This is a genomic window from Aeromonas sp. BIGb0405 (assembly GCF_024807335.1).
Lineage (GTDB): Bacteria > Pseudomonadota > Gammaproteobacteria > Enterobacterales > Aeromonadaceae > Aeromonas > Aeromonas rivuli.
The window spans coordinates 1-25,208 of record NZ_JANUEP010000006.1 but is presented as its reverse complement, the minus strand read 5'-3'; the positions used below and the strand labels follow the sequence as shown (position 1 = coordinate 25,208).

Here is a 25,208-nt window from a genome sequence, read left to right as displayed (position 1 = left end):
CCGAGTGAGTCCGCAAAGAGGGGCATTATTCATCGAGAGCCGGGATCCGGGGGCTTTTATGGGTCGCCATGGGTGAGGGGATCTCTCGTCATCTATCGAATTGAAGGGGGTTTGAGGGCCAGCCATTGCCGGGGAATAGGGGGAATCGAGCGGGGGATTTCTCGTCATCTATCGAGTTGAGGGCAGTTTGAGGGCCTGTTATCACCGGGGACGGCGGACAATGGTGCGGGGGATTTCTCGTCATGTGTCGAGCTGAGGGTAGTTTGAGGGCCTGTTATCACCGGGGGCGGTGGACAATGGTGCGGGGGATTTCTCGTCATCTATCGAGTTGAGGTAGACTGGCGGCCTGTTATTGCCGGGATCCGCAGATGAAACTCACCGCCCACGCCGACTTGTCCACCCTCAACAGCTTCTCCCTTCAGGCTCACTGCCGCTGGCTGGCCGAGATCCATCAGGTGGATGAGTTGCCATCCTTGGCCGCCGATCCTCAATTTCTGGGGCTGCCCCGACTCATACTGGGAGGCGGCAGCAATCTGCTGTTCACCTGTGATTTCGACGGCGTGGTGGTGCATAACCGCCTGCTCGGCATTCAGGTAGAGGATGGTGGCGATCACTGGTTGTTGCAGGTGGCCGCCGGTGAATCCTGGCACCAGCTGGTCTGCCACACCCTGGCCCAGGGCATGCCGGGGTTGGAGAATCTGGCGTTGATCCCGGGCACGGTGGGTGCCGCACCGGTGCAGAACATCGGTGCCTACGGCGTCGAGCTTGCCTCCTTCTGCCGCCATGTGGATACCTTCAACTGGCACACCGGCGAGCAGGAGCGGATCCCCGCCGATGCCTGTCAGTTCGGCTATCGCGACAGCATCTTCAAGCATGATTATCAGGACAGTCACCTGATCATCGCGGTGGGACTGGCGCTGCCCAAGGCCTGGGTGCCTGTGCTCGGCTATGGCCCCCTCGGCGCCCTGGGTGAGGCGCCGAGTGCACAGGCTATCTTCGATGTGGTCTGTGCCACCCGCATGGCCAAGCTGCCTGATCCGGCCGTGCTCGGCAATGCCGGCAGCTTCTTCAAGAACCCCGTGGTGCCCGTAGCTCAGGCTGAACGCCTCAAGGCGACCTGGCCCACTCTGCCCGTTTATCCGGCAGGAGAGGGGCTGTGCAAGCTGGCCGCGGGCTGGCTGATTGACCAGTGTGAACTCAAGGGGTTCGCCATCGGCGGCGCCCAGGTTCATGGTCAGCAAGCCCTGGTACTGGTCAATCGGGGCGGCGCGAGCGCCGTCGAGCTGATCGCCCTGGCCGCTCATGTGCGTGAGAGTGTGCAGCAGCGCTTCGGTGTCCTGCTCGAGCATGAGGTGCGCTTCATGGGCGCCCGTGGCGAGACTTGCCTCGACGAGGTGCTGCTATGAGCCTGACGCCCATTCGACAAACCCTGATCGGCCTGCTCAGCGATGGCCAGTTCCATTCCGGCGAACAGCTTGGCGAACAGCTTGGCATCAGCCGCGCCGCCATCAGCAAACACATGGCGGCCCTCAAGGGACTGGGGTTGGACTTGTTCAGCCTGACGGGCAAGGGCTATCGGCTCGCCTGTCCCCTTGCCCTTTACGATCAGGCACAGCTGCAATCGGCGATACCGCTGGCCCCCGTCCATGTCTACAACGTCATCGATTCTACCAACCAATATCTGCTGGATCGGGTGGCGAGTCTGAGATCCGGCGAATGCTGCCTGGCCGAGTGCCAGACTGCGGGTCGGGGCCGTCGCGGCAAGCCCTGGGTCTCCCCCTTTGGCTGTCAGCTGCTGCTCAGCATGTATTGGCGGCTCGAGCAGGGGATGGCGGCGGCCATGGGCCTGAGTCTGGCGGTCGGGGTGGCTGTGGTCGAGGCGCTCGAATCCCTCGGCTATCACGGGGTCGAGCTGAAATGGCCGAATGACCTCTATTATCAAGGCCGAAAATTGGCAGGCATTCTGGTGGAGATGAGCGGCAGCGCGGGTGCGAGCTGCAATCTGGTGATCGGCATCGGCCTCAATCTAGCCATGCCGGAGCGGGAGGGGGAGAAGATCGATCAGGCCTGGGCCGAGCTGCGCCATATCCAGCCGGAACTGCTCGATCGTAACCTGCTGGCCGCCAGGATCATCACCTCGCTGCAGCAGGCCATGGCGAGGTTCGAGCAGTCGGGCCTCGGCGACTTCGTTGCTGACTGGAACAGGCTCGATCACTTCGCGGGTCGACCGGTGCGGCTGCTGATGGGGGAACAAGAGATCCGTGGCATCGAACGCGGCATCGATGATCGCGGCGCCTTGCGGCTGGAAACCGCTGAAGGGATCAAATTCTATCTGGGTGGGGAGTTGTCGCTGCGCCGTGGGGACTGAGGCGAACACTGTGCTTTGCCGAAATGGAAAGAGGGGGCGTTGGCCCCCTCTCGCTATTTGCGCAGCTTGATCTGCTCGATGGCGTGCTCTGCACCCTTGGTGAGGATCAGGTTGGCCCGCTCCCGGGTGGGCAGTATGTTCTCTTCAAGATTCAGGTGGTTGATCTCTTGCCATATGTTGCTGGCAATCCGGGTCGCTTCGCTCTCGGCCAACTGGGCGTAATGGTGGAAGTAGGAGTCAGGATCCGAGAAGGCGCCGCTGCGAAACTTGAGGAAGCGTTCTATATACCAGGTGCGCAACAGCTCGGCATCGGCGTCCACATAGATGGAGAAATCGACGAAATCGGAGACAAACACCCGATGCGGCTCCTGAGGGTAATCCATGCCGCTTTGCAACACATTGAGCCCCTCCAGGATCAAGATGTCTGGCTGCTCCACCACCTTGGTCTCATCGGGCAATACGTCATAGATGAGGTGAGAGTAGACGGGGGCCTCGACCCGTTCGTGACCGGCGCGAATGTTGGCAACAAACTCCACCAAGCGACGGATATCATAGGATTCGGGGAAGCCTTTGCGGCGCATCAGCCCACGCTCTTCCAACACCTTGTTGGGATAGAGGAAACCATCAGTGGTGACCAGCTCGACCCTGGGGTGTTCGGGCCAGCGTTCCAGCAAGGCTTGCATGATACGAGCCGTGGTGCTCTTGCCCCCCGCCACACTGCCCGCAATGCTGATCACATAAGGCACCTTGCCCCTGGACTGGCCGAGAAACTGCTCCAGCACCCGACTACGGCGCTGCTTGGCCTTGACGTAGAGATTGAGCAGCCGTGACAACGGCAGATAGATCTCCTCCACTTCCCGCAGTGACACCTTCTCGTTGATGCCTCTCAAGGTTTTGAGATCGATTTCTGTCAGGGTCAGGGGGACCGCATCGCGCAACACAGCCCACTGTTCGCGGGTGAATTGCAGATAGGGATTGTGCTCTGTCGTCATGGGCTCATCACTGTTTTTGGGGCAGGGCGACCATACACCAAGGGGGGGAGAGCGACAAGGGACGCGTCGGGATCGTGAGGGCAGGGCCGTTTTTTTGGCGGGAACATGGCAATAATCGCCATTTTGCCAACCGCAACAGTTGCATCGCTAAAAACCTTACAATAAAATGCGCGACGCTTAGATGTCTGTCGTCCATTTGCCAGGCAAAGGCGACAAAGCAACGGGTGCAAGCAGAATTACCGTTGTGACAATCGAGTACGGAGGGGTTCCCGAGTGGCCAAAGGGATCAGACTGTAAATCTGACGGCTCTGCCTTCGAAGGTTCGAATCCTTCTCCCTCCACCATATTTCTCTGCGGTTTGAGTGCTTTGGGTTAGAGAAATGCGGGCATCGTATAATGGCTATTACCTCAGCCTTCCAAGCTGATGATGCGGGTTCGATTCCCGCTGCCCGCTCCAAGATGCTGATATGGCTCAGGCAATGCCAGGAGCCATGCCTCGGGTGAGGTCGGCAGTTCAAATCGGCCTGTCAGTACCCGCTTCTCTTCCCCACCCAATTCAAATCCATCATATAAACTGTTCTGTGGTTAGCTTGCCACTGCGTACTCAGCGTTAGTTTAGAGGGTCGATCATGTCTAAAGAAAAATTTGAACGTAATAAACCGCACGTAAACGTGGGTACCATCGGCCACGTTGACCACGGTAAAACCACCCTGACCGCCGCCATCACCAACGTGCTGGCCAAGCACTACGGTGGTAAAGCCTTCGCCTTCGACCAGATCGACAAGGCCCCGGAAGAGCGTGAGCGTGGTATCACCATCAACACCTCCCACGTAGAATACGACACCCCGAACCGCCACTACGCGCACGTAGATTGCCCGGGTCACGCCGACTACGTTAAAAACATGATCACCGGTGCTGCCCAGATGGATGGCGCAATCCTGGTTGTTGCAGCGACTGACGGCCCGATGCCGCAGACTCGTGAGCACATCCTGCTGGGTCGCCAGGTTGGTATCCCGTACATGATCGTGTTCATGAACAAGTGCGACATGGTCGACGACGAAGAGCTGCTCGAACTGGTCGAGATGGAAGTTCGTGAACTGCTGACCGAGTATGACTTCCCGGGTGATGACCTGCCGGTGATCCGTGGTTCCGCGCTGAAAGCGCTGGAAGGCGACGCGGCTTGGGAAGAGAAAATCATCGAGCTGGCTGGCTTCCTGGATTCCTATATCCCTGAGCCGGAGCGCGCGATCGACATGCCGTTCCTGATGCCTATCGAAGACGTCTTCTCCATCGCTGGCCGTGGTACCGTAGTAACCGGTCGTGTTGAGCGCGGCATCGTGAAAGTCGGTGAGTCTGTAGAAATCGTCGGTATCAAAGATACCGTGACCACTACCTGTACCGGTGTTGAAATGTTCCGCAAGCTGCTGGACGAAGGCCGTGCCGGTGAGAACGTTGGCGCCCTGCTGCGTGGTGTTAAGCGTGAAGACGTAGAGCGTGGTCAAGTACTGGCCAAGCCGGGTTCTATCAAGCCGCACACCAAGTTTGAATCTGAAGTGTACGTACTGTCCAAAGAAGAAGGTGGTCGTCATACCCCGTTCTTCAAAGGCTACCGTCCTCAGTTCTACTTCCGTACTACCGACGTGACCGGTACCATCGAACTGCCGGAAGGCGTTGAAATGGTAATGCCAGGCGACAACATCAAAATGGTTGTTACCCTGATCGCGCCGATCGCGATGGACGACGGTCTGCGTTTCGCTATCCGTGAAGGTGGCCGTACCGTAGGTGCTGGTGTTGTTGCAAGCGTGATCGCTTAATCTTGGCTTACATAAATAAAGCGAAGCCCCTATAATAGGGGCTTTCTTATGCAGGGGCGTAGTTCGAATTGGTAGAACAGCGGTCTCCAAAACCGATGGTTGGGGGTTCGAATCCCTCCGCCCCTGCCATGCACCTCGTCTCGTACGGGGCTTTTGTGTCTTTGGTAATGTCAGATACAGGTAGGTTGTATGAATGTGAGTTCTGAGAATCAGGGCGGAAGCAAGGATACCCTGCTTTGGGGCCTGGTTTTCATCATCCTGGCGGCCGCTGTAGTGGGTAATTACCTGCTGCACGATGTGCTCGCTGCCGTCCGCGCCTTGGGTGTGGTCGTTGTCATTGCTGCCGCTGGTGCGGTAGCCCTGCAAACCACTAAGGGTAAGGCAACATTGGCTTTTGCCCGTGAGTCTCGCCTGGAAGTCCGCAAGGTCGTATGGCCAACCCGCCAGGAAGCCATTCAGACAACGCTGATTGTGCTGGCGGTTACTGCCATCATGGGCTTGCTGTTGTTCCTTCTGGACGGCGCTCTGGTCTGGTTGGTCAACTTGATTACCGGTGTGTAAGGATTAGCCATGACTGAACAACGTGAACAACGTATGAGATGGTATGTCGTACAGGCATTCTCCGGCTATGAAGGCCGTGTTGCGAAATCCCTGCGCGAACATATCAAGATGCATGGCATGGAAGAGATGTTTGGCGAAGTGCTGGTACCGACCGAGGAAGTGGTCGAGATGCGTGCCGGCCAGAAGCGCAAGAGCGAGCGCAAGTTCTTCCCGGGCTATGTGTTGGTTCAGATGCTGATGGATGAAACCACCTGGCACCTGGTACGTAATGTACCGCGTGTAATGGGCTTCATCGGTGGCACCTCCGATCGCCCGGCACCGATTTCCGATAAAGAAGCCGATGCCATCCTCAATCGTCTGCAAGATTCCCACGACAAGCCGCGTCCGAAAACGCTGTTTGAACCGGGTGAGATGGTACGGGTTGCCGATGGTCCCTTCGCGGACTTCAACGGTACTGTCGAAGAAGTGGATTATGAAAAGAGCCGCGTGAAGGTTTCCGTTCTGATCTTCGGCCGTTCAACACCGGTAGAACTGGATTTTGGTCAGGTCGAAAAAGGCTGATTGAATTCTGTACGTTTAACGGTTGTCAGGGGCAGCGATTATCTCTATAATTCGCTGCCCCTTTATTAGCTGGGGAGCCGTTTGCAGGAGCATGTCTCCGAGGCGTTTGAACCCATTTTTGAGGTATTTTTCTAATGGCTAAGAAAGTCACAGCTTATATCAAGCTGCAAGTTAAAGCTGGCAGTGCCAACCCAAGCCCCCCCGTCGGTCCGGCCCTGGGTCAGCACGGTGTCAACATCATGGAATTCTGTAAAGCGTTCAACGCCCGTACAGAGAAGCTGGAAAAAGGCTCACCGACTCCGGTCGTGATCACCGTTTACAGTGACCGTTCCTTCACCTTCGAAACCAAGACTCCGCCTGCTTCCTTCCTGCTGAAGAAAGCTGCCGGTATCCAGTCTGGTTCTGCCAAGCCGAACAAAGACAAGGTTGGTAAGGTGACTGTTGCTCAGCTGCAAGAAATTGCCAAGACCAAAGAACCGGATATGACTGGTGCCGATCTGGATGCAAAAGTACGTTGCATCGCAGGCTCCGCTCGTTCCATGGGTCTGGTAGTGGAGGATTAAGACAATGGCTAAAATTTCCAAGCGTATGCGCGTTATTCGCGAAAAAGTTGACGGTACCAAAGAGTACGGCATCAACGAAGCCATTGCCCTGCTGAAAGAACTGGCTACTGCCAAGTTCGTTGAAAGCGTTGACGTTGCTGTCAACCTGGGTATCGACGCTCGTAAATCCGACCAAAACGTCCGTGGCGCCACTGTGCTGCCGCACGGTACCGGTCGTGACGTTCGCGTTGCCGTATTCACCCAGGGTGCCAACGCCGAAGCTGCTAAAGCTGCCGGTGCTGAACTGGTTGGTATGGACGACCTGGCTGAGCTGGTTAAAAAAGGCGAGATGAACTTCGACGTCGTGATCGCATCCCCGGATGCCATGCGCGTTGTTGGTCAACTGGGCCAGATCCTGGGTCCACGTGGCCTGATGCCTAACCCGAAAGTGGGCACCGTGACCCCGAACGTTGCTGAGGCTGTCAAGAACGCCAAAGCCGGTCAGGTCCGTTACCGCAATGACAAGAATGGTATCATCCATACCACTCTGGGTAAGGTTTCTTTCAACGAAGTTCAGCTGAAAGAAAACTTGGAAGCGCTGCTGGTTGCCCTGAAAAAAGGCAAACCCTCTTCCGCCAAAGGCATCTTCATCAAGAAAGTCAGCATCTCCACCACCATGGGTGCCGGTGTTGCTGTAGACCAAGCTTCTCTGGAAGCTCAGGCCTAATTGATGGATTTTACAAGGCGCAAAATTTAATCTATAATTTTGCGCCTTGATTGGTTGGGGGTTTCGACCTCCGTCCAAGACCGCAGGAGGTGGCAACACCTTAATATTTCCTGCGTAGACGGTGCCGGAAACCCAGCGAGAAAATTTTCTCTTCTGGAATCCTGCCACCGCATCGTTTCCTCTGTTTTCAGAGGGATGTATCAGTTCTGGGTCTCGGTGGCCCAGATTCAATCCAGGAGCTAAGCCAATGGCATTAGGACTCGAAGACAAAAAGGCAATTGTTGCTGAAGTCAACGAAGCTGCCAAAGGCGCACTGTCCGCAGTTGTTGCCGATTCTCGCGGCGTCACTGTAGACAAGATGACCGTCCTGCGTAAAACCGCTCGTGAAGCCGGTGTGTACATACGCGTAGTGCGTAACACCCTGCTGCGTCGCGCGGTAGAAGGTACCGAATACGAGTGCCTGAACGACGTATTGACCGGTCCGACCTTGATTGCTTTCTCTAACGAACACCCGGGCGCTGCCGCTCGTCTGTTCAAAGAGTTTGCCAAAGCGAACCAAAAGTTCGAAATCAAGGCTGGCGCTTTTAACGGTGAGTTTATCGCCGCAGCACAAATTGATCGTCTGGCTACACTGCCGACTTACGACGAAGCAATCTCGAAGTTGATGGCTACCATGAAGGAAGCCTCAGCTGGCAAGCTGGTTCGTACTATCGCTGCTGTCCGCGATCAGAAGCAAGCTGCTGCTTGATTCTTACCTATTTAGGTTGTTTGAGTTTATTCAACATCAGGAATTTTTGTCATGTCTATCACTAAAGACCAAATCATCGAAGCCGTTGCTTCCATGTCCGTAATGGAAGTTGTTGAGCTGATCGAAGCTATGGAAGAGAAGTTCGGTGTTTCTGCTGCTGTTGCTGTTGCTGCCGGTCCGGCTGCTGAAGCAGTAGAAGAGAAAACCGAGTTCGACGTAGTTCTGACTGCTATCGGTGCCAACAAAGTTGCCGTTATCAAAGCCGTTCGTGGCGCTACCGGCCTGGGCCTGAAAGAAGCTAAAGATCTGGTTGAGTCCGCTCCGGCCAACCTGAAAGAAGGCATCTCCAAAGACGAAGCTGAAGCTCTGAAGAAAGAGCTGGAAGCTGCCGGTGCTGCTGTTGAGATCAAATAATCTGCATTCATGTAGATTAGCCTGATAAAACAGGCAAGGCTGGTGAATTTCATTCACCAGCCTTTTTGCGCTGTAGACTGAGAGCATTTTCACACCGTTTGCGACTCTCGGTGCACCAGCAACCCGGGCCGCATTATCGCCCGGTCAACACAAAACGGTGTTGAGACAGAGCTGTCCTGCGGGACAGAGTGGGTCACTTATCAGCGAGCTGAGGAACCCTATGGTTTACTCTTATACCGAAAAAAAACGCATTCGTAAGGACTTCGGTAAGCGAGACCAGGTACTGGACACGCCTTATCTGTTGTCCATTCAGCTGGACTCCTTCAAGCAGTTCATCGAGGCTGACCCGGAAGGTGAATATGGCCTAGAGGCCGCTTTCCGTAGCGTTTTCCCGATCACCAGTTACTCCGGTAGTGCTGAGCTTCAGTATGTCAGCTATCGCCTGGGTGAGCCGGTATTTGACGTAAAAGAATGCCAGATCCGTGGAGTGACCTACTCCGCGCCGCTGCGTGTCAAGCTTCGTATGGTTCTGTACGACCGTGAAGCAGCTGCCGGCACCGTCAAAGACATCAAGGAACAAGAAGTTTACATGGGCGAAATTCCGCTCATGACCGAAAACGGCACCTTTGTTATCAATGGTACCGAGCGGGTCATTGTCTCCCAGCTGCACCGCAGCCCGGGCGTCTTCTTCGACCACGATAAAGGCAAAACTCATTCATCCGGTAAGGTGCTGTATAACGCCCGCGTTATCCCCTACCGTGGCTCCTGGCTGGACTTCGAGTTCGATGCAAAAGACAACCTGTTTGTCCGTATCGACCGTCGTCGTAAACTGCCAGCGTCCATTATTCTGCGCGCCCTGGACTTCGGATCCGAAGAAATCCTGGCCACCTTCTTCGAGACCATCGGTTTCGAAGTGAAAGATGGCAAGTTGATGATGGATCTGGTGCCCGAGCGTCTGCGTGGCGAAACCGCGACCTTCGACATCATTGCCAATGGCACTGTGGTCGTCGAGACCGGTCGTCGTGTGACTGCACGCCACATCCGTCAGCTGGAAAAGGACGCCATCACCCAGATTGAGGTGCCGGTGGAGTATGTTGTTGGCAAAGTTGTCGCCAAGAACTACGCACATCCCCAGACTGGCGAAATGGTCGTGACTGCCAACCAGGCATTGAGCCTGGAAGCGGTTGCCAACCTGTCCCAAGCCGGCTTCAAGCACTTCGAGGTTCTGTTCACCAATGAACTGGATCACGGTGCTTACATGTCCGAGACCCTGCGTATCGACAACAGCTCCAACCGTTTGGAAGCGCTGGTCGAAATCTATCGTATGATGCGTCCGGGCGAGCCGCCCACCCGCGAAGCGGCAGAGCAGCTGTTCGAGAACCTGTTCTTCTCTTCCGAGCGTTACGACCTGTCTACCGTGGGTCGGATGAAGTTCAACCGTCGTCTCTCTCGTGAAGATGAGACCGGTGTGGGTGTGCTGACCAAAGACGATATCGTCGAAGTCATGAAGCGCCTGATCGACATCCGTAACGGCAATGACGAGGTGGACGATATCGACCACCTAGGTAACCGTCGTATTCGTTCCGTCGGTGAGATGGCCGAGAACCAGTTCCGCGTCGGTCTGGTCCGTGTTGAGCGTGCGGTGAAAGAGCGTCTGTCCCTGGGCGACCTCGACACCCTGATGCCGCAGGATCTGATCAACGCCAAGCCGATCTCCGCCGCCGTCAAAGAGTTCTTCGGTTCCAGCCAGTTGTCCCAGTTCATGGACCAGAACAACCCGCTGTCCGAAGTGACCCACAAGCGTCGTATCTCTGCGTTGGGCCCAGGTGGTCTGACTCGTGAGCGCGCCGGCTTTGAAGTTCGAGATGTGCACCCGACTCACTACGGTCGTCTGTGCCCCATCGAGACCCCTGAAGGTCCGAACATCGGTCTGATCAACTCGCTGTCAGTCTATTCACGCACCAACGAGTACGGTTTCCTCGAGACCCCGTATCGCAAGGTTATCGACGGTCTGATCACCGACGAAGTGGATTACCTGTCTGCCATCGAAGAAGGCAAATACGTCATCGCTCAGGCCAATGCGGCCGCGTCCGAAGATGGTCGCCTGAAAGATGAACTGATCCCGTGCCGCCATAAGGGTGAATCCACCTTCATGAACGCCGATCAGATCCAGTATATGGACGTGAGCCCGCAACAGATTGTCTCTGTGGCAGCGGCCCTGATCCCCTTCCTGGAACACGATGATGCTAACCGAGCCCTGATGGGTTCGAACATGCAACGTCAAGCCGTGCCGACCCTGCGTGCCGACAAGCCGCTGGTAGGTACCGGCATGGAACGCGCCGTAGCCGTTGACTCCGGTGTGACCGTCGTGGCCAAGCGTGGCGGCGTGATCGACTATGTCGATGCCTCCCGTATCGTGCTGCGGGTCAATGAAGATGAGCTGCTGCCAGGCGAAGCCGGCATCGACATCTACAACCTGACCAAGTACACCCGTTCCAACCAGAACACCTGTATCAACCAGCGTCCTTGCGTGATGTTGGGTGAGCCGGTGATGGCCGGTGACGTCTTGGCCGATGGCCCGTCTACCGACCTGGGCGAACTGGCGCTGGGCCAAAACCTGCGCGTCGCCTTCATGCCGTGGAACGGTTACAACTTTGAAGATTCGATCTTGGTAAACGAGCGTGTGGTACAGGAAGATCGCCTGACCACCATCCATATCCAGGAACTGGCCTGTATCTCCCGTGACACCAAGCTGGGTCCGGAAGAGATCACTGCCGACATCCCGAACGTGGGTGAAGCTGCACTGTCCAAGCTGGACGAGTCCGGTATCGTCTACGTGGGTGCCGAAGTGAAGGGCGGCGACATCCTGGTTGGCAAGGTAACACCGAAAGGTGAAACCCAGCTGACCCCGGAAGAGAAGCTGCTGCGCGCCATCTTCGGTGAGAAAGCGTCTGACGTGAAGGACTCTTCCCTGCGTGTACCGAACGGTGTGTACGGTACCGTGGTTGACGTGCAAGTCTTTACCCGCGATGGCGTGGAAAAAGACAAGCGCGCCAAAGAAATCGAAGAGATGCAGCTCAAGGAAGCGAAGAAGGACTTGACCGAAGAGTTCAAGATCCTGGAAGACGGCGTATTTGGCCGTACTCGCAACCTGTTGCTGGCTGCCGGCTACAGCGAAGATCGTCTGAACAAGCTGGATCGCACCAAGTGGTTTGAATTGGCCATCGAAGATGAAGCCAAGCAGATCGAACTGGAGCAGATCGCCGAACAGCACATCGAGCTGCGTGCCGACTTCGACAAGAAGTTCGAGAACAAACGTCGCAAGATTATCCAGGGTGATGATCTGGCGCCGGGCGTACTGAAAATCGTCAAGGTTTACCTGGCAGTCAAGCGTCGCATCCAACCGGGTGACAAGATGGCGGGCCGTCACGGTAACAAGGGTGTTATCTCCAAGATCTGCCCGGTCGAGGATATGCCCCATGACGAGTTCGGCCGTCCGGTCGACATCGTACTGAACCCGCTGGGCGTACCGTCCCGTATGAACATCGGTCAGATCCTCGAAGTGCATCTGGGCCTCGCGGCCAAGGGCATCGGCGAGAAGATCGATCGCATGATCAAAGAGCAGCGCAAGCTGCACGAGATGCGTGAATTCTTGCAACAGGTCTATGACCTGGGCGAGAAGGATGGCCAGCAAGTGAACATCGCCGAGCTGTCTGATGACGACGTGCGTACCCTGGTCGGGAACCTGCGTAATGGTCTGCCAGTCGCCACGCCGGTCTTTGATGGCGCCAAAGAGCACGAAATCAAAGCCTTGCTGAAACTGGCTGATCTGCCGGAATCCGGTCAGATCTCCCTGTTCGACGGCCGTACTGGTAACACCTTTGAGCGCAAGGTCACGGTGGGTTACATGTACATGCTGAAGCTGAACCACTTGGTAGACGACAAGATGCATGCGCGTTCTACCGGCTCCTACAGCCTGGTTACCCAGCAGCCGCTGGGTGGTAAGGCACAGTTCGGTGGTCAGCGGTTCGGTGAGATGGAAGTGTGGGCCCTGGAGGCTTACGGTGCGGCATACACTCTGCAAGAGATGCTGACCGTCAAGTCTGACGATGTGAATGGCCGTACCAAGATGTACAAGAACATCGTGGATGGCGACCACCGTATGGAGCCGGGCATGCCCGAATCCTTCAACGTATTGTTGAAGGAAATCCGCTCTCTGGGTATCAACATCGAGCTGGACGAAGAGTAAGAGTCCGCTCTTATTGTTCGAGAATTGACGTGGGCGCCCCGCTGCTTTGGCAGTAGGGGCGCCGAGGTTAGACTCCTGACAGGGGAAACACGTGAAAGACTTACTCAAGTTTTTGAAGGCTCAGACTAAGACCGAAGAGTTTGACAGTATTAAGATCGGTCTGGCCTCTCCTGACATGATCCGCTCCTGGTCATTCGGTGAAGTCAAAAAGCCTGAGACCATCAACTACCGGACTTTCAAGCCGGAACGTGATGGTCTGTTCTGTGCCCGTATCTTCGGACCGGTGAAGGACTACGAGTGTCTGTGCGGCAAGTACAAGCGCCTGAAACACCGTGGTGTGATCTGCGAGAAGTGCGGCGTAGAAGTGACCCAGACCAAGGTCCGTCGTGAGCGCATGGGCCATATCGAGCTGGCCAGCCCGACTGCCCACATCTGGTTCCTGAAGTCCCTGCCGTCCCGTATCGGTCTGCTGCTGGACATGACCCTGCGTGACATCGAGCGCGTGCTGTATTTCGAATCCTATGTAGTGATCGAACCCGGCATGACCAACCTCGAGCGCAGCCAGATGTTGTCCGAAGAGAACTATCTGGACGCACTGGAAGAGTGGGGCGACGAATTTGACGCCAAGATGGGTGCCGAGGCAATCCTTGCATTGCTGCGTGCCATCGATCTGGAAGGTGAAGTCAAAACCATGCGCGAGGAGCTGGATCAGACCAACTCCGAGACCAAACGCAAGAAGACCACCAAACGCCTGAAGCTGATGGAAGCCTTCCTGCAATCCGGCAACAAGCCGGAGTGGATGATCATGACAGTGCTGCCTGTGCTGCCGCCGGACCTGCGTCCGCTGGTACCGCTGGACGGCGGTCGTTTCGCGACTTCAGATCTGAACGATCTGTACCGTCGTGTGATCAACCGTAACAACCGCTTGAAGCGTCTGCTGGACCTGGCGGCACCGGACATCATAGTGCGCAACGAAAAGCGCATGCTGCAAGAGTCCGTGGATGCCCTGCTGGATAACGGCCGTCGTGGCCGTGCCATCACTGGTTCCAACAAGCGCCCGCTGAAATCCTTGGCCGACATGATCAAGGGTAAGCAAGGTCGTTTCCGTCAGAACTTGCTGGGTAAACGTGTCGACTACTCTGGTCGTTCCGTTATCACAGTAGGCCCGACCCTGCGCCTGCATCAATGTGGTCTGCCGAAGAAGATGGCGCTGGAGCTGTTCAAGCCCTTCATCTATGGCAAGCTCGAGACCCGCGGTCTGGCGACCACGATCAAGGCCGCCAAGAAGATGGTGGAGCGCGAAGAAGCCGTCGTTTGGGACATCCTGGACGAAGTGATCCGCGAACACCCGGTCTTGCTGAACCGTGCACCGACTCTGCACCGTCTGGGTATCCAGGCGTTCGAACCGACCCTGGTCGAAGGTAAAGCCATCCAGCTGCACCCGCTGGTCTGTGCCGCCTATAACGCCGACTTCGATGGTGACCAGATGGCGGTCCACGTACCGCTGACCCTGGAAGCCCAGCTGGAAGCGCGCGCCCTGATGATGTCTACCAACAACATCCTGTCGCCTGCCTCCGGTGAGCCGATCATCGTGCCTTCCCAGGACGTGGTCTTGGGTCTGTACTACATGACCCGTGCCCGTATCAACGCCAAGGGCGAAGGTATGGTGCTGGCCGGCCCGAAAGAAGCCGAGAAGGTCTATCGCGCCGGTCTGGCCGATCTGCATGCCCGTGTCAAAGTGCGCATCACCGAATACCTGCGTCAGGCAGATGATTCGCTGGTAGAGCACACCGAGCTGAAGAACACCACAGTTGGTCGTGCGATTCTGAGCCTGATCCTGCCAAAAGGCATGGAATATGCTCTGATCGATGAGCCGAAGGTGCTGACTGCTGCAGAGCAGGCTGACCTGGATGCCAATCCGCAGAACTGGATCAAATCCGTATCCAACAAGGCGCTGGGCAAAAAGCTCATCTCCCGTCTGCTGAACACCTGCTATCGCAAGCAGGGCCTGAAGGACACCGTCATCTTCGCTGACCAGCTGATGTATACCGGTTTCCATTATGCGGCCCTGTCTGGTGCTTCCGTTGGTATCGATGACATGGTCATCCCGGATGCCAAGAAAGAGATCATTGCCGCAGCCGAAGCCGAAGTTGCCGAGATCCAGGACCAGTTCCTGTCCGGTCTGGTGACCGCGGGCGAGCGCTACAACAAGGTTATCGATATCTGGGCCAGCGCCAACGAGCGCGTCTCCAAGGCCATGATGGAGAACTTGTCCAAGGAGCGTGATGTCAACTCACTGGGTGAAGAAGAAGAGCAAGCGTCGTTCAACAGCATCTTCATGATGGCCGACTCTGGTGCGCGGGGCTCCGCCGCCCAGATCCGTCAGCTGGCCGGTATGCGTGGCCTGATGGCCAAGCCGGATGGTTCCATCATCGAAACGCCGATCGTGGCGAACTTCCGTGAAGGTCTGAACGTACTCCAGTACTTCATCTCCACTCACGGTGCTCGTAAAGGTCTGGCGGATACCGCACTGAAGACGGCTAACTCCGGTTACCTGACTCGTCGTCTGGTTGACGTGGCGCAAGACATGGTCATCACCGAAGACGATTGCGGCACCATCGAAGGTCTGTGGATGACTCCGCTGATCGAAGGTGGCGACGTGGTCGAACCGCTGCGTGAGCGCGTGTTGGGTCGTGTGGTTGCCGATGATGTGATCAAGCCGGGTACTGAAGGCGAGATCCTGGTCGCGCGCAATACCCTGCTCGACGAGTATCTGTGTGATCTGCTGGAGCGTAACTCCGTCGACCGCGTGAAGGTACGTTCTGCCATCACCTGTGAGACCGACTTCGGTAACTGTGCCCACTGCTACGGTCGCGATCTGGCCCGTGGTCACCTGGTCAACAAGGGTGAGGCTGTCGGTGTTATCGCCGCCCAGTCCATCGGCGAACCGGGTACCCAGCTGACGATGCGTACCTTCCACATCGGTGGTGCCGCATCCCGAGCTGCTGCCGAGAGCAGCATCCAGGTCAAGAACACCGGTAGCATCAAGCTGCAGAACGCCAAGTTCGTTCTCAACAGCGCCGACAAGCTGGTTATCACCTCACGTTCTACTGAACTGACCATCATGGACGAGATGGGCCGTACCAAGGAAAGCCACAAGCTGCCTTACGGTTCCGTCCTGGAAGTGAAAGATGGCCAGGCAGTGACTGCCGGTGAAACCGTGGCCAATTGGGATCCGCACACCCACCCGATCATCACCGAAGTAGCAGGTCGCCTGGACTTCGAACACATGATCGATGGCGTGACCATCACCCGTCAAACCGACGAGCTGACCGGTCTCTCTTCCATCGTCGTACTGGATGTCAACGAGCGTCCGAGTGCCGGTAAAGAGATGCGTCCGACCGTTAAACTGGTCGACCTGAACGGTAAAGATGTCATGATCCCGGGTACCGATGTTGCCGCCCAGTACTTCCTGCCGGGCAAGGCGATCGTGAACCTGGAAGATGGTGCCAACGTGGGTGTGGGTGACGCGGTTGCGCGTATCCCGCAGGAATCCAGCGGTACCAAGGACATCACCGGTGGTCTGCCGCGCGTTGCGGATCTGTTCGAAGCACGTATTCCGAAGGAACCGGCTATCCTGGCCGAGATCTCCGGTACCATCTCCTTCGGGAAAGAGACCAAGGGCAAACGCCGTCTGGTCATCACCCCGACCGATGGTGGCGATGTCTACGAGGAGATGATTCCGAAGTGGCGTCACCTGAACGTGTTCGAAGGTGAAAAAGTTGAGAAGGGTGAAGTGCTGGCGGACGGTCCTGAGTCTGCTCACGATATCCTGCGTCTGCGCGGTATCAGCCCGGTCGCCAACTATATCGCCAACGAAGTGCAGGACGTTTACCGTCTGCAAGGCGTTAAGATCAACGACAAGCACATCGAAGTCATCGTTCGTCAGATGCTGCGTAAGTGCGAGATCCTGAGCGCTGGCGACACTGACCTGATCGAAGGCGAGCAGGTTGAAGTGGCCCGCGTCAAGATTGCCAACCGTAAGCTGGTTGCCGAGGGTAAGATCCCGGCCACCTTCCGTCATATCCTGATGGGTATTACCAAGGCATCCTTGAGCACCGAGTCCTTCATCTCCGCGGCTTCCTTCCAGGAAACCACCCGTGTTCTGACCGAAGCGGCCGTTGGCGGCAAGCGTGATGAACTGCGTGGCCTGAAAGAGAACGTCATCGTGGGTCGTCTGATCCCGGCTGGTACCGGCTTTGCCTACCACCACAGCCGGATCAACCAGCGTGCCGCCGCAGCTCGTGCTGTCGGTGTACCGCAGGTGACAGCCGATGAAGCTCAGCAAAACCTGGCGGATCTGCTTAATGCATCCGGCAGTTTTGACGAAGAGTAATCTTCAGCTGCAGTGATTAAAAAGGGCTCCTTCAGGGAGCCCTTTTTGTTGTTGGTACATTGACCCAGGCTGCACCGGGCTGGGGCAGGGGATGATCCAGTGCAAGGTTATAGAGCAAAAAATCAAAAAAAGTTGACATTGCCAGTGCGCAATTGAAAACTCGGATCAGTTAACGTGATTACAGGGGTAAAAGATGACTGTCGGTATCGAGGATGTAATGCTTCCCGAGGAACAGCTGGTCAGCCGCACTTTTACAGACGAAGACAGGGAATTGTTGCGCTCCTATGAGGGGCTGATCGAGGGCTTGGCCGAGTTGTTCGGCAAGCACTGTGAGGTGGTACTTCACTCCCTGGAGAATCTGCACGAGTCGGTGATCAAGATAGCGAATGGTTTCAACACGGGTCGCAACGAAGGAGCGCCGATCACCGATCTGGCCCTGCGTATGCTCAAAGACATAGAGAATGCTGGTCAGGAGTACACACAAAGCTACTTCGCCCGCAGTCGTACCGGTGCGCTGATGAAGTCGATCACCATTGCCATTCGCAACAGCGACAAGCAGGTGATCGGTCTTATCTGTATCAACTTGCACATCAATGCGCCTTTTCATGAGTTTGTGGCCGAGTTCTTCCCGACCCCACAGCAGGTCGAGCGCCAGTCGCCAGAGACCTTCGCCAACAGCGTTGAGGAGCTGGTCGCCCAGACGGTGGATAACACCATCGACGAGATCAATCGCGATCCGACCGTGGCCAACAATGCCAAGAATCGTTTTATCGTGACCCAGCTGTTCGAGAAGGGCATATTCGATATCAAGGATTCGATCAATCTGGTCGCCGACAAACTTAATATTTCCAAACACACCGTCTATCTTTACATCCGCCAGCGCAAGCAGGGTGAAGATGAGAGCGAGTGAGCGCCATAGAAGAGGACAGATGAATGGCTAAAGAAGTAATCGCAACCGAACAGGCTCCCGCCGCGATTGGCCCTTATGTGCAGGGCACCAAGTTGGGTGAGCTGGTGTTCACCTCTGGCCAGATCCCGCTCGATCCGAGCACCATGGAGATCGTCAGTGGGGGTGTCGAAGCGCAGGCCGAGCAGGTGATGAAGAACCTGGTTGCCGTGCTGAAGGCGGCGGGTTCCGATCCCAGCAAGGTGCTGAAAACAACCTGTTTCCTGAGCGACATGAACAACTTCGTGGCCTTCAATCAGGTCTATGCCCGTTACTTCGGCGACTCGGCACCCGCGCGATCCTGCGTTGAGGTGGCCCGCCTGCCGAAAGATGTGTTGGTTGAAGTGGAAGCGATCGCCCATATCTGATCCGGCATCGCTGTGATGAGCCCCTCCCGGAGGGGCTTTTTTGTCTGTGGCTCTGCGATGGGCTACCTCTTGGGGATCTGGCTATGAGTCTGAGTTTTGCCCTGTTGGTGACGGGGCCTGCCTATGGCAGCCAATCGGCCAGCACCGCTTACCGCTTCGCTCGCGCCCTGTTGGCGGAGGGACATCGCCTCTCTCACCTGTTCTTCTATCAAGAGGGGGTGAGCAACGGCAATCAACTCCATGCCCCCGCGTCCGATGAGACAGACCTGGTGCGTTTATGGGCCGAGCTGGCCGTTGAGCAGGGGATCCGTATCGATGTCTGTGTGGCGGCGGCCATGCGCCGTGGCGTACTGGACGAGGTCCAGGCCTCCGAGGTGGGCAAGGCGCACTTCAATCTGGGCGAGCCCTTCTGCCTGAGTGGCCTCGGGCAACTGGCGGAAGCGACCTTGACCGCGGATCGTTTCGTGCAATTTTAGGAGGGGTATGAACAAGATTGCCTTTATCGGCAGGCGAGGGCCCCATGGCTCTGCGGCGGGCAGAGAAGGGCTCGATGCCCTGCTGGCCAGCTCTGCCCTGACGGAGTCACTCGCCCTGTTTCTCATCGAGGACGGGGTCTTGCAGCTGGTCCAGGATCAACAGCCGCAGGCCATACTGCAGCGCCATTACGCCCCGACCTTCAAGCTGCTGGAGCTCTATGATGTGGAGGAGCTCTATGTCTGCGCTGACTCGCTCTCTGAGCGCGGCCTGCAGCCGGATGACCTCATCATCGAGGCCCGTTGTCTGCCCAGGGCTGAACTGACCCGGCTTTGGGCCAGTTATGCCATTCATCTGAGCTTCTGAGAGGGGTTATGATCCATTTGATAATGAGCTCGCCCTTCCTGACCCAGGATCTGGAGCAGGCGTTGCGATACCGAAATCAGGGTGATGCCCTGGTGCTGATGCAAGATGCGGTGGTAGCAGCCGTCAGCCCGCTCTGGCAGGCCAAATTGGCCGAGGAACGGCTCTATGTGATGAATGAGGATCTGCAGGCCCGCGGTTTGGGGGAGGGATCCGGGTTATCCCTGACCATGACGGGGTTGGTGGCGCTGATTGAGGCTGAAGGTTCGCCACATTCATGGTCATGCTAACGTCAACATTAATTGTTATAACTCAGTGGTTTGGCTCTACATCGCTGTCAGGGTCTGTGTCCTTTTACGGCACGGATTGTATAAATCTTGACTCCCTCAGCGACAGGGCATAAAATTTCGCGTCCCCGTATCTGCGGGGAGGATTTTTCACATGTTTATGAAGTCATTATCAGGAGCCTTTTGATGGCAACTATTAACCAGTTGGTTCGCAAGCCACGCACTAAGCTCGTTGAAAAAAGCAACGTGCCTGCGCTGGAAGCGTGCCCTCAGAAGCGTGGCGTGTGCACTCGTGTATACACCACCACCCCCAAGAAGCCTAACTCTGCACTGCGTAAAGTGTGCCGTGTTCGTCTGACCAACGGCTTCGAAGTCACCTCCTATATCGGCGGTGAAGGTCACAACCTGCAGGAACACTCCGTTGTTCTGATCCGTGGCGGTCGTGTCAAGGATTTGCCAGGTGTTCGTTATCACACCGTTCGTGGTGCGTTGGACTGTGCCGGTGTTAAAGACCGTAAGCAATCTCGCTCCAAGTATGGCGTGAAGCGTCCGAAAGCTTAATGGTTCTCCGTTAAGTAAGGCCAAACGTTAATTCGTTTCTAGTTAGATAACTTTCTAGTTTTGGGTAACCCCTGAAGTTACGGAGAATTTGAAATGCCAAGACGTCGTGTTGTTGGTCAGCGTAAAATCCTGCCAGATCCCAAGTTCGGATCAGAGTTGCTGGCTAAATTTGTCAACGTAGTAATGGTTGACGGTAAGAAATCTGTTTCCGAAGCCATCGTTTACGGTGCTCTGGACATCATTGCCACCAAATCCGGCAAAGATCACCTGGCTGTATTCGAAGAAGCCCTGGACAACATTCGTCCGTCCGTCGAGGTTAAATCTCGTCGTGTCGGTGGTGCAACCTATCAAGTGCCGGTAGAAGTTCGCCCGGTACGTCGCAATGCCCTGGCAATGCGTTGGTTGGTTGATGCCGCTCGTAAACGTGGTGAAAAATCAATGGCTCAGCGCCTGGCTGGCGAGCTGCTGGATGCCGCTGACAATAAGGGTTCGTCTGTCAAGAAACGTGAAGACGTTCACCGTATGGCTGAAGCGAACAAAGCCTTCGCTCACTTCCGCTGGTAATCCGCTTGCGCAGGGTCTGCTAAAGATCCTGCGCACCTTCAATTATCTAGGGACAAGCTCCTTAGTAAGAGGATGACAATGGCTCGTACAACCCCCATTGAGCGCTACCGTAATATCGGTATCTCCGCTCACATCGACGCCGGTAAGACTACTACTACCGAACGCGTACTGTTCTACACCGGTGTTAGCCATAAGATCGGCGAAGTGCATGATGGCGCCGCCACCATGGACTGGATGGAACAAGAGCAAGAGCGTGGAATCACTATCACCTCTGCCGCGACCACCGCATTCTGGTCCGGCATGGGCAAACAGTATCAACCGCACCGTATCAACATCATCGATACCCCAGGCCACGTTGACTTTACTATCGAAGTAGAGCGTTCAATGCGTGTCTTGGATGGCGCCGTGATGGTGTACTGTGCCGTAGGTGGCGTACAGCCACAGTCTGAAACCGTATGGCGTCAGGCTAACAAGTACAAGGTTCCCCGTATCGCGTTCGTCAACAAGATGGACCGTACCGGTGCCAACTACTTGCGCTGCGTTGAGCACATCAGAACCCGTCTGAAAGGCGTTCCTGTTCCTCTGCAACTGAACATCGGTTCAGAAGAGAACTTCAAGGGCGTTATCGACCTGGTCAAGATGAAAGCCATCAACTGGAGCGAAGCAGATCAGGGCGTATCCTTCGATTACGAAGAGATCCCTGCTGAGCTGCTGGAGCAGGCGCAAGAAATGCGTCTGAACCTGGTTGAAGCTGCCGCTGAAGCCTCTGAAGAGCTGATGGAAAAATACTTGGGCGGCGAAGAGCTGACCGAGGAAGAGATCAAGACTGCTCTGCGTCTGCGCGTTCTGAACAACGAAATCATCCTGGTTACCTGTGGCTCCGCGTTCAAGAACAAGGGCGTACAGGCCATGCTGGATGCCGTTGTTGACTACCTGCCGGCACCGACCGACGTTGCTGCTATCGACGGCCTGAAGCTGGATGGCGTGACTAAAGACGAGCGTCATGCGTCTGATGACGAGCCGTTTGCTGCACTGGCATTCAAGATTGCTACCGATCCGTTCGTGGGCAACCTGACCTTCTTCCGCGTTTACTCCGGTGTGGTTAACTCCGGCGACTCAGTGATGAACTCCGTCAAAGAGAAGCGTGAGCGTTTTGGCCGTATCGTTCAGATGCATGCCAACAAGCGTGAAGAGATCAAAGAAGTTCGCGCAGGCGATATCGCTGCTGCCATCGGTCTGAAAGACGTGACCACTGGTGACACCCTGTGTGACGAAAAATCCCCGATCATCCTCGAGCGTATGGAATTCCCGGAGCCGGTAATCTCCATCGCGGTTGAGCCTAAAACCAAGGCTGACCAAGAGAAGATGGGTCTGGCACTCGGCCGTCTGGCGCAGGAAGATCCGTCTTTCCGTGTATGGACTGACGAAGAATCTGGCCAAACCATCATCGCCGGTATGGGTGAGCTGCACCTGGACATCATCGTTGACCGTATGCGTCGCGAGTTCAAGGTTGAAGCGAACGTTGGTAAACCGCAGGTTGCCTATCGTGAAACCATTCGTGAAACCGTCAAGGATATCGAAGGTAAGCACGCCAAGCAGTCTGGTGGTCGTGGTCAGTATGGTCACGTCATCATCGACATGTACCCGCTGGAAGCTGGCAAAACCTATGAATTCGTTAACGATATCAAAGGTGGCGTGATCCCTGGTGAATACATCCCAGGTGTTGATAAGGGTCTGCGCGAGCAGCTCAAATCCGGCCCGCTGGCAGGCTATCCAGTCATGGATATCGGTGTGCGTCTGCATTACGGATCTTACCACGATGTCGACTCTTCCGAGCTGGCGTTCAAGATCGCGGCTTCCCTGGCCTTCAAAGCTGGCTACATGAAAGCCAAGCCGGTTCTGCTGGAACCTGTCATGCAGGTCGAAGTTGAGACTCCGGAAGATTACATGGGCGACGTTATCGGTGACTTGAACCGTCGTCGTGGCCTGATCGAAGGTATGGAAGACGGCCCGTCCGGCAAGATCGTACGTGCTCTGGTGCCGCTGGCCGAGATGTTCGGTTATGCGACCGCGCTGCGTTCCGCTACCCAAGGTCGTGCTTCCTACGCAATGGAATTCGCTAAGTACTCCGACGCCCCGAACAACGTGGCTCAGGCAGTGATCGAAGAGCGCAAATCCAAGTAATTTAAGATTCCCCGCCTACGACGGTAGGCGGGTTTAACCTAGAAGGACTACGTCGTGTCTAAAGAAAAATTTGAACGTAACAAACCGCACGTAAACGTCGGCACCATCGGCCACGTTGACCACGGTAAAACCACCCTGACCGCCGCCATCACCAACGTGCTGGCCAAGCACTTCGGTGGCAAAGCCTTCGCCTTCGACCAGATCGACAAGGCCCCGGAAGAGCGTGAGCGTGGTATCACCATCAACACCTCCCACGTAGAATATGACACTGCTGCCCGTCACTACGCGCACGTAGATTGCCCGGGTCACGCCGACTACGTTAAAAACATGATCACCGGTGCTGCCCAGATGGATGGCGCAATCCTGGTTGTTGCAGCGACTGACGGCCCGATGCCGCAGACTCGTGAGCACATCCTGCTGGGTCGCCAGGTTGGTATCCCGTACATGATCGTGTTCATGAACAAGTGCGACATGGTTGACGACGAAGAGCTGCTTGAGCTGGTCGAGATGGAAGTTCGCGAACTGCTGACCGAGTACGACTTCCCGGGTGATGACCTGCCGGTAGTTCGTGGCTCCGCGCTGAAAGCGCTGGAAGGCGACGCTGCTTGGGAAGAGAAGATCATCGAGCTGGCTGGCCACCTGGATACCTATATCCCGGAGCCGGAGCGCGCCATTGACCTGCCGTTCCTGATGCCTATCGAAGACGTCTTCTCCATCGCTGGCCGTGGTACCGTAGTAACCGGTCGTGTTGAGCGCGGCATCGTTAAAGTCGGTGAGTCTGTAGAAATCGTCGGTATCAAAGATACCGTGACCACTACCTGTACCGGTGTTGAAATGTTCCGCAAACTGCTGGACGAAGGTCGCGCCGGTGAGAACGTTGGCGCCCTGCTGCGTGGTGTTAAGCGTGAAGACGTAGAGCGTGGTCAAGTACTGGCCAAGCCGGGTTCTATCAAGCCGCACACCAAGTTTGAATCTGAAGTGTACGTACTGTCCAAAGAAGAAGGTGGTCGTCATACCCCGTTCTTCAAAGGCTACCGTCCTCAGTTCTACTTCCGTACTACCGACGTGACCGGTACCATCGAACTGCCGGAAGGCGTTGAAATGGTAATGCCAGGCGACAACATCAAAATGGTTGTTACCCTGATCGCGCCGATCGCGATGGACGACGGTCTGCGTTTCGCTATCCGTGAAGGTGGCCGTACCGTAGGTGCTGGTGTTGTTGCAAGCGTGATCGCTTAATCGATCCCTGCAATACGCACTAAAAGGGTGGCTTAGGCCACCCTTTTTACGTTTGGCTCATGCCATCCTGAGAGTTCCCTATAACAAGAGGTAATGACGAGTGAGCAAAGCTGCCATCTTTTTGGATCGCGACGGTGTCATCAACGAAGACACCGGTTATGTCAGCCAGGTCGACGACTTCCATTTTCTGCCTGGCGTGATTGACGCCATGCAACTGCTGAAGCAAAAAGGCTATCAGCTGATCGTGGTCACCAATCAGTCGGGTATCGCGCGTGGTTACTTCAGTGAAGATGATTTCATGAATCTCACCGAGTGGATGGATTGGTCACTGGCCGATCGGGGTGTGGATCTGGATGGCATCTACTTCTGCCCCCATCACCCGGATCACGGTGCGCCCTGTGATTGCCGTAAACCTGCCCCTGGCATGTTGCTGCTGGCGCAGCAAGAGCTTGGCATTGATATGAGTCGTTCTTATATGGTGGGTGACAAGCCTTCCGACCTGAGCGCTGCGGCTAATGCCAAGGTTGGCCATAAAGTGATGGTGCGTACCGGCAAGCCGATCACCGATGCAGGCATGGCATTGGCCGATGCTGTCTATGACAATCTGCACGATTTCGCCGTTTCTGTGCCAGCCATAAGCTGATTTCGACTGCTTTACACACAGGTTGTTGGCTTTATGAGCGAACGAGCGACGAAAGCCATATTTTTGTAATTAACCTCTTGCCAGCGCATTTCAACTCCCTATAATGCGCCTCCATCGACAGGGCAAGCGGCAACGCAAACAAGCCGGTCGGTGCCTCGAAAAAGCCTTACCAAATAAGGCTTGACTCGAGAAGGCGGTTGAGTAGAA

General features: G+C 56.0%; 22 protein-coding genes and 3 tRNA genes. 24 read left to right on the top strand and 1 reads right to left on the bottom strand.

Annotated elements, in window-relative coordinates:
* The first annotated feature begins 368 nt into the window (after positions 1–368).
* Both murB and birA read left to right on the top strand, forming a co-directional pair.
* Positions 369–1,406 (top strand): UDP-N-acetylmuramate dehydrogenase, encoded by a 1,038-nt coding sequence (gene murB / locus M2366_RS14510; protein ID WP_259270050.1) that lies wholly within the window; start codon positions 369–371, stop codon positions 1,404–1,406.
* Positions 1,403–2,368, top strand: coding sequence for a bifunctional biotin--[acetyl-CoA-carboxylase] ligase/biotin operon repressor BirA (birA, locus tag M2366_RS14505; protein WP_259270049.1), 966 nt, complete (start codon positions 1,403–1,405; stop codon positions 2,366–2,368). Before murB ends, birA begins: the two co-directional genes overlap by 4 nt.
* Before the next feature lie 53 nt (positions 2,369–2,421).
* On the opposite strand, the gene coaA is transcribed toward birA, so the two are convergent.
* Complete coding sequence (gene coaA, locus M2366_RS14500; protein ID WP_005897673.1) at positions 2,422–3,360, bottom strand: type I pantothenate kinase; 939 nt, start codon at positions 3,358–3,360, stop codon at positions 2,422–2,424.
* A gap of 259 nt (positions 3,361–3,619) precedes the next feature.
* Between coaA and M2366_RS14495 the strand changes: the two genes are divergently transcribed.
* The 22 genes from M2366_RS14495 to gmhB all read left to right on the top strand — a co-directional run bounded on the left by M2366_RS14495 (position 3,620) and on the right by gmhB (position 25,001).
* Positions 3,620–3,704, top strand: a tRNA-Tyr gene (locus tag M2366_RS14495).
* A 38-nt stretch (positions 3,705–3,742) separates the two neighbouring features.
* Positions 3,743–3,817 (top strand) — tRNA-Gly (locus tag M2366_RS14490).
* A gap of 172 nt (positions 3,818–3,989) precedes the next feature.
* A complete protein-coding gene (tuf, locus tag M2366_RS14485) occupies positions 3,990–5,174 on the top strand; it encodes an elongation factor Tu (protein WP_224431767.1) in 1,185 nt (394 codons plus the stop codon).
* Positions 5,175–5,226: 52 nt separating this feature from the next.
* A tRNA-Trp gene (locus M2366_RS14480) sits at positions 5,227–5,303 on the top strand.
* Positions 5,304–5,363: 60 nt separating this feature from the next.
* Positions 5,364–5,735: a preprotein translocase subunit SecE gene (secE, locus tag M2366_RS14475; RefSeq protein ID WP_005901810.1), complete on the top strand. Its 372-nt coding sequence runs from the start codon at positions 5,364–5,366 to the stop codon at positions 5,733–5,735.
* Positions 5,736–5,768: 33 nt separating this feature from the next.
* Positions 5,769–6,296 (top strand): transcription termination/antitermination protein NusG, encoded by a 528-nt coding sequence (gene nusG, locus M2366_RS14470; RefSeq protein ID WP_198135309.1) that lies wholly within the window; start codon positions 5,769–5,771, stop codon positions 6,294–6,296.
* Between the two features lie 134 nt (positions 6,297–6,430).
* The gene (gene rplK, locus M2366_RS14465; RefSeq protein ID WP_016352267.1) at positions 6,431–6,859 is read left to right on the top strand and encodes a 50S ribosomal protein L11; all 429 of its coding nucleotides are present in this window, start codon (positions 6,431–6,433) and stop codon (positions 6,857–6,859) included.
* A gap of 4 nt (positions 6,860–6,863) precedes the next feature.
* A complete protein-coding gene (gene rplA, locus M2366_RS14460) occupies positions 6,864–7,565 on the top strand; it encodes a 50S ribosomal protein L1 (RefSeq protein ID WP_042043661.1) in 702 nt (233 codons plus the stop codon).
* 247 nt (positions 7,566–7,812) lie between these two features.
* Positions 7,813–8,313 carry a 50S ribosomal protein L10 gene (gene rplJ, locus M2366_RS14455; RefSeq protein ID WP_005901820.1) on the top strand — a complete coding sequence of 167 codons (501 nt, stop codon included), beginning with the start codon at positions 7,813–7,815 and terminating at the stop codon, positions 8,311–8,313.
* A 51-nt stretch (positions 8,314–8,364) separates the two neighbouring features.
* Entirely contained in the window at positions 8,365–8,727 is a 363-nt protein-coding gene (gene rplL / locus M2366_RS14450) for a 50S ribosomal protein L7/L12 (RefSeq protein ID WP_042043660.1), read from the top strand.
* A gap of 220 nt (positions 8,728–8,947) precedes the next feature.
* A complete protein-coding gene (gene rpoB / locus M2366_RS14445) occupies positions 8,948–12,976 on the top strand; it encodes a DNA-directed RNA polymerase subunit beta (RefSeq protein ID WP_042043659.1) in 4,029 nt (1,342 codons plus the stop codon).
* Positions 12,977–13,067: 91 nt separating this feature from the next.
* Positions 13,068–17,372: a DNA-directed RNA polymerase subunit beta' gene (rpoC, locus tag M2366_RS14440; RefSeq protein ID WP_224431768.1), complete on the top strand. Its 4,305-nt coding sequence runs from the start codon at positions 13,068–13,070 to the stop codon at positions 17,370–17,372.
* 193 nt (positions 17,373–17,565) lie between these two features.
* Complete coding sequence (locus M2366_RS14435; RefSeq protein WP_040319155.1) at positions 17,566–18,282, top strand: transcriptional regulator; 717 nt, start codon at positions 17,566–17,568, stop codon at positions 18,280–18,282.
* 23 nt (positions 18,283–18,305) lie between these two features.
* A complete protein-coding gene (locus M2366_RS14430; protein WP_042043656.1) occupies positions 18,306–18,686 on the top strand; it encodes a RidA family protein in 381 nt (126 codons plus the stop codon).
* A gap of 83 nt (positions 18,687–18,769) precedes the next feature.
* Complete coding sequence (tusD, locus tag M2366_RS14425; RefSeq protein ID WP_224431769.1) at positions 18,770–19,162, top strand: sulfurtransferase complex subunit TusD; 393 nt, start codon at positions 18,770–18,772, stop codon at positions 19,160–19,162.
* A 7-nt stretch (positions 19,163–19,169) separates the two neighbouring features.
* Positions 19,170–19,526: a sulfurtransferase complex subunit TusC gene (gene tusC / locus M2366_RS14420; protein WP_224431770.1), complete on the top strand. Its 357-nt coding sequence runs from the start codon at positions 19,170–19,172 to the stop codon at positions 19,524–19,526.
* An 8-nt stretch (positions 19,527–19,534) separates the two neighbouring features.
* Positions 19,535–19,813: a sulfurtransferase complex subunit TusB gene (gene tusB / locus M2366_RS14415; protein WP_259237194.1), complete on the top strand. Its 279-nt coding sequence runs from the start codon at positions 19,535–19,537 to the stop codon at positions 19,811–19,813.
* A gap of 183 nt (positions 19,814–19,996) precedes the next feature.
* Positions 19,997–20,371 carry a 30S ribosomal protein S12 gene (gene rpsL, locus M2366_RS14410; protein ID WP_005901832.1) on the top strand — a complete coding sequence of 125 codons (375 nt, stop codon included), beginning with the start codon at positions 19,997–19,999 and terminating at the stop codon, positions 20,369–20,371.
* Between the two features lie 93 nt (positions 20,372–20,464).
* Positions 20,465–20,935, top strand: a complete 471-nt coding sequence (gene rpsG, locus M2366_RS14405; protein WP_005901834.1) for a 30S ribosomal protein S7 — start codon at positions 20,465–20,467, stop codon at positions 20,933–20,935.
* 78 nt (positions 20,936–21,013) lie between these two features.
* On the top strand, positions 21,014–23,119 hold the full coding sequence (gene fusA, locus M2366_RS14400; RefSeq protein WP_042043649.1) for an elongation factor G: 2,106 nt from the start codon (positions 21,014–21,016) through the stop codon (positions 23,117–23,119).
* A 54-nt stretch (positions 23,120–23,173) separates the two neighbouring features.
* Positions 23,174–24,358, top strand: a complete 1,185-nt coding sequence (gene tuf / locus M2366_RS14395; protein ID WP_042644447.1) for an elongation factor Tu — start codon at positions 23,174–23,176, stop codon at positions 24,356–24,358.
* A 100-nt stretch (positions 24,359–24,458) separates the two neighbouring features.
* On the top strand, positions 24,459–25,001 hold the full coding sequence (gmhB, locus tag M2366_RS14390; protein ID WP_259237195.1) for a D-glycero-beta-D-manno-heptose 1,7-bisphosphate 7-phosphatase: 543 nt from the start codon (positions 24,459–24,461) through the stop codon (positions 24,999–25,001).
* The last annotated feature ends 207 nt before the right edge of the window (positions 25,002–25,208 follow it).

Excerpts from the sequence above, each read along its gene's own strand:
- rplJ (WP_005901820.1), top strand. The coding sequence starts at position 7,813 with ATGGCATTAGGACTCGAAGACAAAAAGGCAATTGTTGCTGAAGTCAAC.
- coaA (WP_005897673.1), bottom strand. The coding sequence starts at position 3,360 with ATGACGACAGAGCACAATCCCTATCTGCAATTCACCCGCGAACAGTGG.
- murB (WP_259270050.1), top strand. The coding sequence starts at position 369 with ATGAAACTCACCGCCCACGCCGACTTGTCCACCCTCAACAGCTTCTCC.
- birA (WP_259270049.1), top strand. The coding sequence starts at position 1,403 with ATGAGCCTGACGCCCATTCGACAAACCCTGATCGGCCTGCTCAGCGAT.
- rpoB (WP_042043659.1), top strand. The coding sequence starts at position 8,948 with ATGGTTTACTCTTATACCGAAAAAAAACGCATTCGTAAGGACTTCGGT.
- M2366_RS14435 (WP_040319155.1), top strand. The coding sequence starts at position 17,566 with ATGACTGTCGGTATCGAGGATGTAATGCTTCCCGAGGAACAGCTGGTC.
- tuf (WP_224431767.1), top strand. The coding sequence starts at position 3,990 with ATGTCTAAAGAAAAATTTGAACGTAATAAACCGCACGTAAACGTGGGT.
- rpsL (WP_005901832.1), top strand. The coding sequence starts at position 19,997 with ATGGCAACTATTAACCAGTTGGTTCGCAAGCCACGCACTAAGCTCGTT.
- tusB (WP_259237194.1), top strand. The coding sequence starts at position 19,535 with ATGATCCATTTGATAATGAGCTCGCCCTTCCTGACCCAGGATCTGGAG.
- secE (WP_005901810.1), top strand. The coding sequence starts at position 5,364 with ATGAATGTGAGTTCTGAGAATCAGGGCGGAAGCAAGGATACCCTGCTT.
- rplA (WP_042043661.1), top strand. The coding sequence starts at position 6,864 with ATGGCTAAAATTTCCAAGCGTATGCGCGTTATTCGCGAAAAAGTTGAC.
- tusD (WP_224431769.1), top strand. The coding sequence starts at position 18,770 with ATGAGTCTGAGTTTTGCCCTGTTGGTGACGGGGCCTGCCTATGGCAGC.
- rplK (WP_016352267.1), top strand. The coding sequence starts at position 6,431 with ATGGCTAAGAAAGTCACAGCTTATATCAAGCTGCAAGTTAAAGCTGGC.
- M2366_RS14430 (WP_042043656.1), top strand. The coding sequence starts at position 18,306 with ATGGCTAAAGAAGTAATCGCAACCGAACAGGCTCCCGCCGCGATTGGC.
- rpsG (WP_005901834.1), top strand. The coding sequence starts at position 20,465 with ATGCCAAGACGTCGTGTTGTTGGTCAGCGTAAAATCCTGCCAGATCCC.
- nusG (WP_198135309.1), top strand. The coding sequence starts at position 5,769 with ATGAGATGGTATGTCGTACAGGCATTCTCCGGCTATGAAGGCCGTGTT.
- rplL (WP_042043660.1), top strand. The coding sequence starts at position 8,365 with ATGTCTATCACTAAAGACCAAATCATCGAAGCCGTTGCTTCCATGTCC.
- fusA (WP_042043649.1), top strand. The coding sequence starts at position 21,014 with ATGGCTCGTACAACCCCCATTGAGCGCTACCGTAATATCGGTATCTCC.
- tusC (WP_224431770.1), top strand. The coding sequence starts at position 19,170 with ATGAACAAGATTGCCTTTATCGGCAGGCGAGGGCCCCATGGCTCTGCG.